This is a genomic window from Paenibacillus sp. FSL P4-0184, assembly GCF_038004625.1.
Lineage (GTDB): Bacteria > Bacillota > Bacilli > Paenibacillales > Paenibacillaceae > Paenibacillus_AQ.
In genome coordinates, this window is the sequence record NZ_JBBORN010000001.1 from 3,298,500 (window position 1) to 3,312,414 (window position 13,915).

Annotated in this window: 13 protein-coding genes and 1 pseudogene; 9 read left to right on the forward strand and 5 right to left on the reverse strand. The window is 43.7% G+C overall.

Features of this window, described 5'->3' with window-relative positions; all coding sequences use genetic code 11:
- The first annotated feature begins 106 nt into the window (after window positions 1-106).
- Complete coding sequence (locus MKY52_RS14405) at window positions 107-1,888, forward strand: ABC transporter ATP-binding protein (protein WP_341053422.1); 1,782 nt, start codon at window positions 107-109, stop codon at window positions 1,886-1,888.
- Window positions 1,885-3,624, forward strand: coding sequence for an ABC transporter ATP-binding protein (locus MKY52_RS14410; RefSeq protein ID WP_341051922.1), 1,740 nt, complete (start codon window positions 1,885-1,887; stop codon window positions 3,622-3,624). The genes MKY52_RS14405 and MKY52_RS14410 overlap by 4 nt, the downstream gene beginning before the upstream one ends.
- A 235-nt stretch (window positions 3,625-3,859) precedes the next feature.
- On the opposite strand, the gene MKY52_RS14415 is transcribed toward MKY52_RS14410, so the two are convergent.
- From MKY52_RS14415 to MKY52_RS14425, 3 genes are all read right to left on the reverse strand, one after another.
- Window positions 3,860-5,029 (reverse strand): DUF4179 domain-containing protein, encoded by a 1,170-nt coding sequence (locus MKY52_RS14415; RefSeq protein ID WP_341051923.1) that lies wholly within the window; start codon window positions 5,027-5,029, stop codon window positions 3,860-3,862.
- The gene (locus MKY52_RS14420; RefSeq protein WP_341051924.1) at window positions 5,016-5,549 is read right to left on the reverse strand and encodes an RNA polymerase sigma factor; all 534 of its coding nucleotides are present in this window, start codon (window positions 5,547-5,549) and stop codon (window positions 5,016-5,018) included. The genes MKY52_RS14415 and MKY52_RS14420 overlap by 14 nt, the downstream gene beginning before the upstream one ends.
- Window positions 5,550-5,832: 283 nt before the next feature.
- The gene (locus tag MKY52_RS14425; protein ID WP_341051925.1) at window positions 5,833-6,876 is read right to left on the reverse strand and encodes a helix-turn-helix domain-containing protein; all 1,044 of its coding nucleotides are present in this window, start codon (window positions 6,874-6,876) and stop codon (window positions 5,833-5,835) included.
- A gap of 271 nt (window positions 6,877-7,147) precedes the next feature.
- Here MKY52_RS14425 and MKY52_RS14430 point away from each other — a divergent pair.
- The 5 genes and pseudogenes from MKY52_RS14430 to MKY52_RS14450 all read left to right on the forward strand — a co-directional run.
- Window positions 7,148-7,336: pseudogene (locus tag MKY52_RS14430) on the forward strand (alpha/beta hydrolase); the annotation flags it as partial.
- 591 nt (window positions 7,337-7,927) lie between these two features.
- A complete protein-coding gene (locus tag MKY52_RS14435) occupies window positions 7,928-8,572 on the forward strand; it encodes a hypothetical protein (protein ID WP_341051926.1) in 645 nt (214 codons plus the stop codon).
- A 150-nt stretch (window positions 8,573-8,722) separates the two neighbouring features.
- A complete protein-coding gene (locus MKY52_RS14440; protein WP_341051927.1) occupies window positions 8,723-9,280 on the forward strand; it encodes an RNA polymerase sigma factor in 558 nt (185 codons plus the stop codon).
- Window positions 9,277-10,224: a hypothetical protein gene (locus tag MKY52_RS14445; protein ID WP_341051929.1), complete on the forward strand. Its 948-nt coding sequence runs from the start codon at window positions 9,277-9,279 to the stop codon at window positions 10,222-10,224. The genes MKY52_RS14440 and MKY52_RS14445 overlap by 4 nt, the downstream gene beginning before the upstream one ends.
- Before the next feature lie 103 nt (window positions 10,225-10,327).
- Entirely contained in the window at window positions 10,328-10,651 is a 324-nt protein-coding gene (locus tag MKY52_RS14450; protein WP_076300430.1) for a hypothetical protein, read from the forward strand.
- A gap of 89 nt (window positions 10,652-10,740) precedes the next feature.
- On the opposite strand, the gene MKY52_RS14455 is transcribed toward MKY52_RS14450, so the two are convergent.
- Window positions 10,741-11,463 (reverse strand): YheC/YheD family protein, encoded by a 723-nt coding sequence (locus MKY52_RS14455; protein WP_341051931.1) that lies wholly within the window; start codon window positions 11,461-11,463, stop codon window positions 10,741-10,743.
- A gap of 236 nt (window positions 11,464-11,699) precedes the next feature.
- Here MKY52_RS14455 and MKY52_RS14460 point away from each other — a divergent pair, with 236 nt between their 5' ends.
- Window positions 11,700-12,092, forward strand: a complete 393-nt coding sequence (locus MKY52_RS14460) for a hypothetical protein (protein ID WP_042130783.1) — start codon at window positions 11,700-11,702, stop codon at window positions 12,090-12,092.
- Window positions 12,093-12,142: 50 nt separating this feature from the next.
- Here MKY52_RS14460 and MKY52_RS14465 read toward each other — a convergent pair whose 3' ends face one another.
- A complete protein-coding gene (locus MKY52_RS14465; RefSeq protein WP_341053423.1) occupies window positions 12,143-12,835 on the reverse strand; it encodes a DUF421 domain-containing protein in 693 nt (230 codons plus the stop codon).
- Between the two features lie 547 nt (window positions 12,836-13,382).
- On the opposite strand from MKY52_RS14465, the gene MKY52_RS14470 reads away from it, so the two are divergent.
- Window positions 13,383-13,763, forward strand: a complete 381-nt coding sequence (locus MKY52_RS14470; protein WP_076286012.1) for a FlxA-like family protein — start codon at window positions 13,383-13,385, stop codon at window positions 13,761-13,763.
- The last annotated feature ends 152 nt before the right edge of the window (window positions 13,764-13,915 follow it).

A 13,915-nucleotide genomic window follows, 5' to 3' on the forward strand; every position in this document is an offset into this window, starting at 1 on the left:
AAGAGCGTTCCTATACACTAGTGCACAGAGAATCATTCTCAGTGCACTTTTTTTGTGCGTAATTATAAAGAGTGGGGGAACAGCTGTGAGTAAAACCAAAACTGGCATGTCGAGACTGTTGGAGATTGCCGGAGAGAAGCGAGGCCTGCTGATCCTGTCTGGTGTATTGTCATCTGTCAGCGCCGTGCTAATGCTGGTACCATTTTTATCAGTTTATTTCATCTTGGCCGAGCTACTGCGGCATGCAGCATCTCCTGGACAGGTTGACGGTGATGCAATGATCCGCTGGGGATGGATTGCACTCGGCGGCTTGGTTGGAGGGTTGGTGACCTCATATTGCGGTATTATGTGTTCGCATATTGCGGCTTTTCGTATTCAGTATAATCTGCGTGTGCGAATGACCGAACATCTAGGCAGATTGCCGCTCGGCTTCCTGAATGGAACTTCGACCGGCGCAGTGAAGAAGACGCTGGAACAGAATGTTGACAAGGTGGAAAATTTCGTAGCGCATCAGCTCCCTGATCTAGTCAGCGCGCTGGCGTCTACGGTGCTGATGATTGTGGCGATGTTCTGGCTGAGTCCGCCGTTAGCTGTTGCCTGTCTTCTACCGATCCTCATAGGAATGGTTGTGCAGTCAGCACTTATGATGAGCGGTAAGGGAAAAACCAGTGTGAAGCAGTATCATGATTCTTTGGAGCAGATCAATGCTTCGGCGGTGCAGTATGTGCGGGGGATGCCAGCGGTGAAGGTGTTCGGGCAGACGGTGCATTCCTTCCGAAAGTTCTACAGTGATATGACCAGATACCGTGATTATTGTCTGGAGTTTACGGACCGTTATCAGTCAGGTTATGTTCTGTTCAAAACATTGCTGGCCTCCTCGTTTACCTTTATTTTACCGGTGGGTGTTTTTATGCTAAGCGGCCAGCCGGATTCCATGTCCTTTGCGCTTGTGTTGCTGTTCTTTCTAATTATGGCACCAGGCGTATCATCTCCGCTCTATAAGCTACTTATGCTGGCTTCGAGCACCCGGGATATCGGCGAAGGCGTAGAGCGGATGGATCGTCTTTTGGCACAGCAGCCTGTACCAGAAATTGCAAAGCCGCTATCACCGCAAGCTTTCGACGTTGAATTTATGGACGTAACCTTCTCCTACAGTGAAGAAGAGGGGGCTGTGGCTGCGCTCAGCGAGGTCTCTTTCCGGGCAGTACAAGGGAAGGTTACAGCGCTGGTTGGACCGTCAGGATCAGGTAAATCGACGGTGGCCAGCTTGGTGCCGCGGTTCTGGGACCCGCAAGAGGGTGCGATCCGTATCGGTGGAGTGGATATCCGTCATATGGCGATTCATGAACTGATGAATACAGTTGCCTTTGTATTTCAGGAGACCTTCCTGTTCTATGACACTTTGTATGAGAATATTGCCGTCGGCAAACCGGGAGCCACGCTGGATGAAGTCCAGGCTGCAGCAAGAGCTGCGCAATGCGACGAGTTCATCTCTCGGCTTCCGCAGGGATACGATACGTTAATCGGTGAAGGTGGCGTCTATCTCTCCGGTGGTGAAGAGCAGCGTATTGCGGTAGCCCGGGCTATCCTCAAAAATGCACCGGTACTTGTACTCGACGAAGCGACTGCTTTTGCCGACCCGGAAAATGAGCATCACATGCAGCTGGCACTAACGGAGCTTATGCGCGGGAAGACGGTAATTGTTATTGCGCACAGACTCTCCTCTATTCGTGAAGCCGCACAAATTCTGGTACTGCGAGATGGGCAAATCGTGGAGCGCGGAGATCACGATCGTTTGATTGATCTCGATGGACTTTACACTCAAATGTGGCATGCCTACAGTGACGCTGGAGATTGGCATTTGGAAAAAGGAGGGGAACAGCTATGAAGGTATTGCACAATATTACTGCTGGCAAACCGCAGCAGCTGCTGAAGCCTGTACTTTTTTCCTTACTGGCTAACATAGTTAGTGTGCTTCCGTTTGCGCTTGTAATTGAGGCGGTGCGGTTGATTTTTGCTCCTTATATTACGGTGGGTGCAGAGCTTCAGATAGAACGGCTTTGGTGGATTTGCGCGGGACTAGCCGCTGTTATGGTGCTGATGTTCCTGAGTGAGATCCCCGCATACCGCACTGCATACCGCGGGGCTTACAATGTTGCGGCACAGGGACGGGCGGAATTAGCAGAACATCTGCGTAAGCTTCCGCTAGGCTACCTGACGCGCCGGGATCCTGGTGATTTGGCCAATATGATGATGGGCGATTTCACGCTGGTTGAGACAGGAATTTCACATCTGCTGCCACAGCTTGCAGGGGCTTTTGTACTGCCGATATTCGCACTTGCGGGTTTACTATTCCTCGACTGGCGGATGGCGCTTTCCATGTTCGTGGCACTGCCGGTTGCCCTCCTAATTATGTACCTGTCAGGCAGACTGCGGCGCAGATTAGGGACGAATCATATGAAAGCTAAACTGAACGCCGCGAATCGGCTACAGGAGTATTTGAATGGTATTCGGGTGATGAAAGCCTACAACCTGACGGGAGAACGCTATGTCCGTCTGGATAGCTCTTTTCGAACTTTGATGAAGGAAAGTGTGAAGCTTGAAGGGATATTCGGACCGGTCATTCTAACGGCTATGGCTCTTCTTCGTGCGGGTCTGACCTTAATGGTATACGTAGGTGTGCATCTATTGTTAGGCGGGGAGCTCGGTATTTTGCAGCTGGCGGTATTCCTTATTGTCGGCACACGCATCTATGATCCACTGACGACGGCGCTCGCCAACTATGCTGAATTCCGGTACAACGAACAAGCGGGTGAACGCATCGTAGACCTGCTTCGCCAGCCGGTAATGACAGGGACTACAGCTCCACTTCCCGATAGCAGTACCATTCGCTTTGACAATGTTACCTTCAGCTATGGAGGTGAGCCTGTTCTCAAACAATTAAGCATAGAAATGCCGCAAGGTTCATTGACTGCAATCGTGGGTCCCTCCGGCAGCGGAAAGAGTACAGTGCTGCGTTTGATCTCGCGTTTCTATGATCCTGACGAGGGAAGTGTTCTGCTAGGCGGACGCAATATTAAAGATATTGATCCAGAACATTTGCTAGGGTCAGTGTCGGTTGTGTTTCAGGATGTGTACCTGTTCCAAGATACCATTGGAAGCAACATTGCCTTTGGGCGGCCGGGCGCGTCGCAGCAGGATATTCAACAAGCAGCAGAAATGGCCCGTTGCCATGATTTCATTATGAAATTACCGCTAGGTTATGACACGCCGGTAGGCGAGGGTGGCAGTACGCTTTCCGGAGGGGAGAAGCAGCGGATCTCCATTGCTCGTGCGATTCTTAAGAACGCTCCGATTGTATTGCTGGATGAGGCTACTGCATCGCTTGACCCGCAGAATGAAGCCGAAATCCAGAAGGGAATTGATGCGCTGATTACGGGCAGAACCGTTATTGTTATCGCGCATCGGCTGAAAACCATACGAGGTGCAGACAACATTATTGTGCTGGAAGATGGCCGGCTGGTGGAGCAGGGACGACATGAAGCTTTACTACTACGAGGCGGATTGTACGACCGTCTCTGGAAGCTGCAGCAGCAATCCGTCGGATTCCGCATCACATCATAGGAAACGTCATTCACATTTTTAGGTGGGCAAACGTATGACTATCACAAAGGATGAATCTAACTGGCCGATTATAAGCCTAAGTCTGAGAGTGATAAGGAAATGAGCTGTGCGGAGAAAATATCGAAGCTGGCTTCAGCTAAATAAACTACAAAAGACGAAGCCCATTATGGCTTCGTCTTTTGTAGTTTTGCATACCCTTTTCATCCTAGAAAATAAGGTCCCTTTTACAAATGAACTATTGCACCGAAAATACAGTCTCCAGCTCAGGGATATATTCCTTGACCATATTGTTGTCTTCCCACAGTCCTTCAGTCCCAGCCGGGGCTTGACCTTCGGAAACGACTAAGTACGGTTTGATGGTTACGGTACTCGGTATAGTCTTGAAGGGTTCAAAACGAATATTATAAGATTCGCTTATGGGGTGAGCACCGACAGGCTTCAGTTGAACACCACGTTCATCCACAATGTCAAACTGAAGAGCGATGACGCCCCCGTTAGCACCCTTATATTTCGAAGGGATAGAAGCGAGCATTTCTTCTTTGCTCTGGCCCGGTTTGGTTTTGTACTCAATGGATAACTGCGTTGTGATTGGGGTGATTTCCACCTTACTGATCTGCAAGTTAATGTTATCGTGATGCTTGGTCTCCTCTGAAGTTAGTGCGGTAACGGGCTTTGATTTTGTAACAGGCAGAACGAATTCGAACGGGACATCGTAACCCTTTAACGTCACATTTACAGTCAAGTCAAACTGATCAGGGAACTGGACAGTCTGTGTTGTTGTGCTCGGCTCATAATAAGTGTTCAAAACCTGAACCATTATGCTGGAAGCAGTCTCACCGTCCATATGTTCGTAACTCCAGAGCAGAGGTTGGCCTTTATAGAGAACCTCAAACTTATCCACCGCTCCTTTATTGGCATCTGAAGGCGGCGAATTGGGCTCCGAAGCCAGACTGTTTCCAGGAGTGGTTATGTTCATAAGAATTCGGGTCCCGTCAAATAACAATGTTGGAATATTCATAGTCACATCCCCATGGGTCACGCTTTGGTTTATGTTTGTGATTAAATCCTCGGCTTGTTGAACACCGGGATCTCCGTTGTTTTCGCCCCATAATGAATAGATTTGTCCCAAAACCGGAATTTGCTTGAGTGCATCAGCCATTGCGGGCGATACAAAGCCGGAAGCAAGGACTGTAACTCCAAGAATTGCAGCGGCTGCAGTGGAAATCAACCATTTATTAAAAGTTTTAGATACATTTTTCTTTTTCTGAACGGGGGAAATGGAATTATCGGTTTCCCTGATGATTTGGTAAGTCTCATTCAGCTTGGAGCGGGCAATATCCGATAACTGATCGGGAAGTAGGCTTTGGCAGTTCTTTAATTGTTCTTCTAACTTAGTGTTTACCATGTCGCAACTCCATTTCTTGATTGAATTGAGATGAATGCTTTAGCTTTTTGCGGGCGCGATGCAGCCGGGTCTTCACGGCTACAGTAGAAATTTCGAGAATGTCGGAAATTTGACTGATCGGCATGTCCTGTAGGTAATGAAGGTGAATGACAATCCGTAGATTCTCCTCAAGATGTTGAACGGCATCCCATATTTCGATTTTCTCATAATCCTTGGAAATGGAAGGGACTTCGGGAAGCTCTCCATAAGGGAGGGCTCTTGCGTTGTTTTTGATCATTTTGTTGCATTCATTAATCAGAATCCGGAAGATCCACGTTTTGAAAAAAGCGGGCTCTCTGAGTGTATGGATGGACCTAAAGGCTTTAAGCATCGTCTCTTGCAGGGCATCTGCACAATCTTCTTCTTTGTTGACGATGGACCTTGCAGTTCTATACAGAGGTAACTCTATCTCTTGCATCAACTGCACGAATGCTTCAGAGTCCCCAGCTTTGGCTTTGACGACAATAGGATTAATATGCAAAGATTTACCTGCTTTCTTGACTAAAAGTCTTAGGATGTTCGTAACGTTACTTAAATATTAGATCGGGTAGGTAGCTAGAAGGTTACAACGAAAGTAAACCTAAGATATCTGAGGATTGCACCGCTTGGGAAAATCAGCGCACACGGGATTCTCCAAGCATTCCGGGTTTACAAAAATAATGTAGTATCTGGTGGGGCAGTTTTGCTTACTAAAAGCAAAAGACCCCTCCGCCGTTTTGGCGGAAAGGGCCAGTCGTACATGCTATTTGGTATTTTTAATAATGTTAGGTTTGTTTATTCAGCATTATCTTTAAATTTTCTATTTCTCTCTTATAAAAATCAACGGTCTTACCCTCTGTGACTCTCCAGTCCCTTTCTAGTAGCTCAATTATTTCGTGATGCTTTTCAATAGACTTATCATATTCCCCTTTTATTATATATATATGAGAAATAGCTTCAAATGCATCTGTATACTTTGGACTTGGCTGTAGTTCGTAACCTTTGGAATAGTATTCTATAGCTTCGTCGTACCTGCAAAGTTTAGCCATACAGTCTCCTCTGGAGGACCATGCAAGCCAATCCTCAGGATACAAATCAGTCATTTGCTCCCAGAGAGCCAGCGCCTGAGAAAGGTCGCCCTCTTCCTTGCATATCAGCCCTCCATATTTTTGATATAAATGACCAGGATGGATTTGGTTCAATTGTTCCAGAATTTCTTTTGCTTCAATACATCTGCCGTCTGCGATTAAGTAGTTCATAAGCCAAACATAAGCCTGCCAGTAATCCGGGTGATTTGACACGAAATTCTTATAATACGCAATGAGTTTATGGTGATTTGAAAAGTTCCAATCAAAAATGATTCCATTCTCCGCATCTCGCAAAGCATTATGATTACTTTTGCTGTCCGGAGCTAGTAGCAGTGCATCCTTGGCATAATGGGAAGCCAATTCACGGTGCTCATCTGAACGATGAATGTGCAACTGAGCTAGCAGGGTGAGACATGAGGATTTTTTTTGCGCATCATTTAATTTTCCTTTTAAAAATTGTTCAGCATAGCTAAAGTCGTCTTCAGATATAAAATGTTCAGTACTAATCATATTTCCAATTCGTTCTAAATGGGTATCATCGGTTAATGCAAATAATTCATCAATTGTAACACCAAAAATCACGGATAAATCAGGAAGAATTTGAATATCAGGCATGGTTACATTATTTTCCCACTTAGATACTGCTTGGGATGACAGATTCAGTTTTGCTGCTAGTTCTTCCTGAGTCATTTCTTTTTGTAAACGAAGAGTCTTTATTTTTTTTCCTATCTCAACATTCATTTGGATAACCTCCAATTTGTATCATTTCGACTAGTCAATTGCAGTATAACTTTTTGTATAAAATATCCACAATGACCGCTTGGTTAAGCGAATTAACCTATCAGGTTACCTTGGTAGGACGTTGGTTCAATTTATAAGAAGGGCCATCCGTCAAAGGATGGCCCTAAAACTTACCGATATAGACAGTGCGGTGAATCGTATCATAAGTATCATCAGCTTAATAACGTGAGGCCATCGCGATATTCTTCTCCAGTAATTCTCCCACCTGTTCATTGTAGGTGATAAACAAGGTGCATTTGGTTCATACAAAGATGGTCAGGAGCTGTATAATAGAGCGGCGTCAACGAAAAAGGACTTGTTCATTCTTGAAAATGTAAGCCACTATGACCTATACGATCAACCAGAACCAGTTAGACAAGCTGTTGAAAAACTGAATGCCTTTTATAAAGAAAATCTTTAAAAATAAATGAAACAAAGTAAACACCTTACGTTGAAGTACGGGTATTATATACCTTTAAATCAACGTGGAGGTGTTTTCTCTCGTTATGCCATTGCTTTTCAAATAAAATAGGTGATGAAATATACGGTATAAGCAGGAAAAATAAAGCCTATTTGTCGATCAAATATTTTCATTTGAAGAAGCTCAAAAGGTGATGGAGTATTCTGAATCGGGAAATAAAAGTCTCATAGAAGTTACGCAATCATTGTAGAGGATCATTAAAGACACTTCTATTAGAAATATTAAATGGTACAATATACCATATGTAAACAATGACTGTTGGATGTGATTATACTGGAAAAGATAAGACTGCGCGCTGCTGTCTTATTCATTTGAAAAGGGTTCTATTTCACTAGTTAAGTTTGAGAACGATAATCTTGATGGTGTGCATTATACGCTAATAGGACTACCAACGCGTAGAATATAACTACTTGTGCCAAGAAAGGAGAATATCGATGTGTTTTCACTGTTATAGGAAGATAAGAATCCGCCACCTCTCCGAAACCAACGTGTTAAAGTAAGATACTACACAAAACATATGGGGTGTACCGGATGAAGATAAATAATAATTATTTGAAGGAACAATTAAAACATGTTTACTGGCTTAATGGAGGACCTTGTGCTGGGAAGACTACCATGACCAAGAAATTTGTAGAGGAATTAGGCTTTCAAACATTGGGGGATGATGTCTTAAAATATAGACCATTCACTAGTCCTGTTGAATATCCTGCCCTTCAATTTCCTAATCCAGATTTGGATTGGAATAAGTGGTTCAATAAACCGGTAGATGAGCACTGCGAGTGGCTATTTCAAATCGTCGAAGAGATGATGGACTTCTTTATCATTGACTTGTTAACAATGTCTAATGACAAACCAATAATAATTGATCTGGGAATAATGCCTGAGCGTATACTACCGTTTATCCCAGAAGAGAGAATGATTTGTTTTTATACGTCCGACGAAGAGATAGAGAGATTATATTACTTCAGAGAAGATCATAAGATGATTTTAGATTGTATTAACGCCTACACGATAAATCCAGAAGAAACGATTAAACACGGTAACAAATCTATGGTTAAGTTCTCCAATGAGATTAAGACTGCTTGTAATAAAATGGGGATCAAAACCGTTGAAAGAATACCAAGTATGAGCGTGGAAGAACAATTTAGGTTAGTTAGAGAACATTTTGGATTGTAGAGATGACCAAAAGGCAGATCTATTACAAAGACCCCTTCCTTGTTTAGGAGGGGGTTGTCTTTATATATTAGTGTAAATTTTAATATAAGTGCAACCCATTCTAAGAATTCTCTACTATATAGATAAGAGTGTTTAAAAGGAGAAAAACGAATGGAAGACCAAGGAATAATCCACCTATACTTACAGCGTTCACAGCAAGCCATTTTAGAGACTAAAAATAAATACGGGGCTTACTGCAGAGTCATTGCAAGAAACATTATTTCAAATTTCTCGGATGTTGAAGAGTGTGAGAACGATACATACTTAGCGGCATGGAATGCGATACCGCCTAGTCTGCCTAGGAATTTTTCGGTATTTTTAGGGAGGATCACCCGTAATATTGCGCTTGATAAGTATGGTTATAATACAGCGAAAAAACGTAATCGTGAGTTTGAAGTCATTCTAACGGAACTAGAAGAATGTCTAGCTTCGCCTGATACTGTAGAAACAGAGTATGAAGAAGGTGAGATCGCAAACTTAATAAATCAATTTTTATATGGCATAGATGAGCAAGCGAGAAACATGTTTATTGGAAGGTACTGGTATTCCTATTCAATAGATGAGCTTTCTATGAGATTTAATATGAGTAGTAGTAAAGTGAAATCTATATTATTTAGGACAAGAAATAAACTTCGAGTTCATCTAGACAAAGAGGGGGTTAACCTATGAAAAAAGAAGATTTATTTAAGGAGATCGGACTCATTGATGAAAACTTAATTGAAGCGGCTGGGCACAATGGAACAGAGAAAAGGAAAAAAGTAATTTCTAAAAAGTGGGTTTTTTTGGTTGCCTGTCTTGTCCTATATAGTTCAACCGCTTCAGCTTTATTAGCAACTGAATATTATAAAAATCAAAATTCAGAGCCTTACATACGTTATTTAAATGCTGAAGACATGGAGTTAGAGCCTGCTACTCAATATGATGCGGAAAAATTTCTACATGCTTTAAAAAGTGATAATAATGAATATGTATATATTGCTATTAATAGGCTGGTAGAAAGCTTTAATGATCCCACGTTGAGAGTAAAAGCGTTAAAAGAACTTCAGCCATTTATAAAAAATGAGAATCAAAAAATCGCTGATGCGGCTGCTTTTGCCGTAGATATTTTGTCGAAAAGTTATCGGAGCCCTTATATTGTTAAGCTAGCAGACGGAAGTATCATATTTACGTTGTTTAATAATTATTCGGATTATGGAAGTCAAAATGTCATTTGGAGAATAAAAGACAATGTGCTTAAAGAATATTTAAGTTTTTCTGCACCATCTATGTATATTACAAAAATAATCCCTTCTCCAAATCATAAGTTAGTTGCGATCGTAACATGCTCTAATAAAAGTAATTTCGTTCAAATTAGCAATATTGAAGAGGGAATGACAAGTCCAGAGTTAATAGAATCTGCTAGAGTCAAATATGGTGCACAAAAAGAATTAGATACATGGATTCGCACCGATCATGAGAATTATAGCTATGCTGATAACCTGGTGTGGAAAGACAATGATACATTAGTATTTGAAGGTTCTCTTGCCTACCAGAATACTGAGATTATTGAGAATGTTACTGTGAAGTATCAGTTTAGTAAAAAGATAATAGAAGTAAAAGAGAAGGGGTTGTGACCATCGGATAAACGTACTTTTTTTTCTTGTCCACATTTATACCTTACCAAAACGATGTAATTGCATTTAATGAATAATATCGATAATAAGGGAGGTTTTGAGGATGGGAAATAGAAAAGCTGGCGGTTATGACCCCGTACAGATCTTTAACTCCACATCGTTTAATGCATTTGGAAAAGTTGAATATGCATCCATCTTATGTAGTGATGACAATTATAATGTTCAGCGTGACGAGACTTGGAAAGCTTCTAGCCGTGGAGTCTGTTTGGTGACTAGAATCACTGCAACGGTTAGAACGCCGAGTGGAAATATTCAAGCGGAACCTTATACGTCTTCCGGCACTTCTTACAGCCAGTTTGCCATTATACAGGTAGGGGTAAATAAGTTCCAAGTGACGCGTGTTGTAAGTAACAAAAGACGTAAGTAAAATTGCAAGCGGGGGATTATCAAGGATACGCACCAAACATGAAAAGACGACAGGCCAAAGATAAGAGGCTGGTCGTCTTTTTTCTCGTTTTAATGGTTCTTATACCATAATATTCTGCGATGCATTGAGGAATCTTTCAAGAGCCGGAATGGGCGTAAGTCTGGTTGATAATTGCCTTCAATGATCCAAATCCGGCAGTTCCTGTCGATGCCTATATCGAACCCGACTTGTCTAAGCTTTGGGTAACGCTCTCCCAGTCGTGTGGCTGCCAATAATGCGATCTGTTCCGCTTTGACAAGCAAGCTCCGATCTCCGATTCGGGCTAATTTGAGTGCCTCAAGGACTGGAATGGTGCGGCTAGCCACATTCGTGACTAGATATCCTTGCGCCGCAACTTTCGCGTATGAACCTGTCACATTCCAAGGGGATGAAGAGCTCTTTTGTCGCTGAACCATTATCCGAATGTCGAATGGCTTATGTTGAATTTGGGCAAGCTGCAGACGCCTTTGGACAATATATCCACGACCTCTGTTTTTTTTACGGAACAATTTAAGTAACTTATCGCTGTCTGTCATGGTGAAGACTTTCTTTTCGTTATGAATACGATAGGCGTTTGCACCGTTTCGTTTAATGAACAGGATATCCCTTCCGTAACTCCCGTTGCGGGGTTTCAATACGACGCTTTGATAGTGAAGCAGCATATTCGTTAATGCGTTCTTCTTAAGCAACTGTGTCTCTGGCAGCCGTCCGGCGAGAGAGGAACCTTTGCGAAGGATGCGATATTGCAACCATTTGTCTCTTTTGATTAACATTAGAATCACAGCCTTTTTTAAACTTCTACGGTAATTCTAAGACAAATTAGGAATCAGCATAAGCGGATATTCGTCCATATTTATGAGCCGAAGCAGGTGAAAAAGGCTTTTAGGCGGCTAAATTTCATTACTGTTCAGCTTCGGCAGGCGCGGATTATTTATTGGCATTCGCCCAAACACTCTTTCCGCGAATGCATATGATGATTGTGCCTACTCATTGAAAGGAGTGATCATATATGGGATTTTTTCCAACGCCGGGAAGCGGCCAATTCCCAGGGTTTCCGGGTGGACCAGGAGGACCAGGAGGACCGGGTGGACCAGGTGGACCAGGTGGATTTCCTGGGACTCCGGGACCTCCAGGAGCTGCACCGGGAGGCGTTCAAGCGCCGACGGCACCTCCACCGCAATTCGTACCGCAAATGTCGGCCACTGCATTTGCCATCGACCCCGGTGCGATCAGAGGCTGTTTGTTCCGCAACACATACATTTGGCTGAACAACGGCGAGCAATTCTGGTTCTTCCCGGTATTCGTCGGGCGTAATTCTGTTGCAGGGTTCAGATGGTTCGGTCTCTTCTGGGGGTACTTCGGTATTGATTTGAATCGGATTCGCTCGTTCACCTGCTTCTAAGGCAGACAGCGAAAGAGAACAGTCTGGGGGCTGTTCTCTTTGAGGGTCTTTTATGGATTTATATCCTGGTATTTGTCGATATACAGACTCCCGTCCAATTGGAGCTCTGCGTAAAATACTTGATCTAAAGAATAAATGTTGGCTTTCTTTAATTGTTGGTTGAGCCAGACAACGGAGACATCTATTTTATTAAGATTCTTTTCTACGATTTTACCATCAACGATAAGCTCAGTTGGGATATTGTGAATAGGTGCAACGTTTACTTTTATATCTTTTTTTGTTGCAGGCAGCAGTTCTTCTTTTATCAACACGCTAAGTTTACCGTCAGGTTCCAGAATTGCAAATTCGACTTCTTCGGGTGAAAAGACATCCTTATTCCGAAGTAACATGCTTAAATCGTCGATGTTGAGGTGCTGCTTAGCTAATGCCTCTTCCAGAATCTTGCCTTGTTTGACGAGAATCGTAGGTTGGCCGTCGAGAATCTCACGTGCTTTGACAGAGCGCAGTCCGATCAATGCAACGCTGAACGCCAAGAGCGACCATAAGACCAAGCTAGATATTCCTTGCAGCAGCGTGATTTGTCTGTTGACGATAATTTCCGCAGTGGTGGAGCCGAAGGTGATCCCTGTTAAATAATTGAAAAACGTTAGATGTCCGACTTGTTTTTTACCTAGAAGACGCGTCAAAACTAGTAGAGCAACGAAAGACGTTGCCGTACGAAATAGAATTTCTCCATATGTCATATGCTGAGCCCCTTCTTGCATAACAGATAGTCTTAAAGTGACCCCCATTTTCCTCGCTTATACTTGTTAAGTGAAAGGAATCGAATGAACATGAACGGCTGGACGAACGTTTAGATAGGACATGACGTTGTGTTTTTAGTTAGAAACTGACAAAAAAGTATCCTGGCTTTATAATTGTTTTATATATCCAAGTAGTGTCGCTGATCAGGAGGACGGAATGCAATTTCAACCAATGTATTATGACGGGAGATTTATTAAACCCCCTCCTCATTACCTTGGCATGGACAGTTGTGCTAACAGTAGTGTCTGTCATTTTGTATCAGCGGCGGTTGAAGGACGAGTAAGGGAGCTCTGAAGGGACTTTAGCCAGCCTTCGATGGGTCTTTGGTAGGGTCGAAACAAGCGGCCGACTGAGACTATATGACGATTATTCTCTAATTGAGGCTGTGATGTTGTCATGACGGGGCCTGCTGGGTAATAAAGATGATTAGAACTTTCAAATTTGGCTGAATTTGGATTGGGAGCCGAGGAAAGGGAGGGAAAGATCATGGCGGCACAGACAGTATCAGGCATCAGCTCTGTACAGACCATTGCGGCCTACGGCGGTACACAGAGTGATGTCAGTTCCCTGGAGAAACAGCGGAACCGGCTGATGATGGAACTGGATAAAGTGAATGCGGCACAAGGAAGTGAGATGCAGACTCCTTATCGCCGGGAGCAGCTGCAGCGGCAAATCCGGCTGCTGGAGTCCCAACTCGTACAGAAAAGCGGGAGTAGCGCCCCCGTAAATTTTGTACCGGCTTCTCCGCTTCAAGATCACCTCCCCCTCTCGCGGATTGAGTGGAAGGGAGGCCTCAAGGGCATCGGTCTGACCGATCCCCGGACGGCGACGGTGAACTCGGAGGGCCATTTCGACGCGTTAATTTAGGCAAGAGAGGGAAGGTGCGAAAAGCGTCCGGTGATGAACCGGCTTTTCGCACCTCTTTTTTAAATGCGCGGTGAACCGTATCTTAAGTAGCGGCAAGTTTCTCCTAGGTACCCAGCAAAACTGTGCATGAGATGTCGGATGGATGCCGACGA

Coding starts and splice junctions, on each gene's coding strand:
- MKY52_RS14405 (WP_341053422.1), top strand. CDS start 107: ATGTCGAGACTGTTGGAGATTGCCGGAGAGAAGCGAGGCCTGCTGATC.
- MKY52_RS14410 (WP_341051922.1), top strand. CDS start 1,885: ATGAAGGTATTGCACAATATTACTGCTGGCAAACCGCAGCAGCTGCTG.
- MKY52_RS14415 (WP_341051923.1), bottom strand. CDS start 5,029: ATGGTAAACACTAAGTTAGAAGAACAATTAAAGAACTGCCAAAGCCTA.
- MKY52_RS14425 (WP_341051925.1), bottom strand. CDS start 6,876: ATGAATGTTGAGATAGGAAAAAAAATAAAGACTCTTCGTTTACAAAAA.
- MKY52_RS14435 (WP_341051926.1), top strand. CDS start 7,928: ATGAAGATAAATAATAATTATTTGAAGGAACAATTAAAACATGTTTAC.
- MKY52_RS14440 (WP_341051927.1), top strand. CDS start 8,723: ATGGAAGACCAAGGAATAATCCACCTATACTTACAGCGTTCACAGCAA.
- MKY52_RS14445 (WP_341051929.1), top strand. CDS start 9,277: ATGAAAAAAGAAGATTTATTTAAGGAGATCGGACTCATTGATGAAAAC.
- MKY52_RS14450 (WP_076300430.1), top strand. CDS start 10,328: ATGGGAAATAGAAAAGCTGGCGGTTATGACCCCGTACAGATCTTTAAC.
- MKY52_RS14455 (WP_341051931.1), bottom strand. CDS start 11,463: ATGTTAATCAAAAGAGACAAATGGTTGCAATATCGCATCCTTCGCAAA.
- MKY52_RS14460 (WP_042130783.1), top strand. CDS start 11,700: ATGGGATTTTTTCCAACGCCGGGAAGCGGCCAATTCCCAGGGTTTCCG.
- MKY52_RS14465 (WP_341053423.1), bottom strand. CDS start 12,835: ATGACATATGGAGAAATTCTATTTCGTACGGCAACGTCTTTCGTTGCT.
- MKY52_RS14470 (WP_076286012.1), top strand. CDS start 13,383: ATGGCGGCACAGACAGTATCAGGCATCAGCTCTGTACAGACCATTGCG.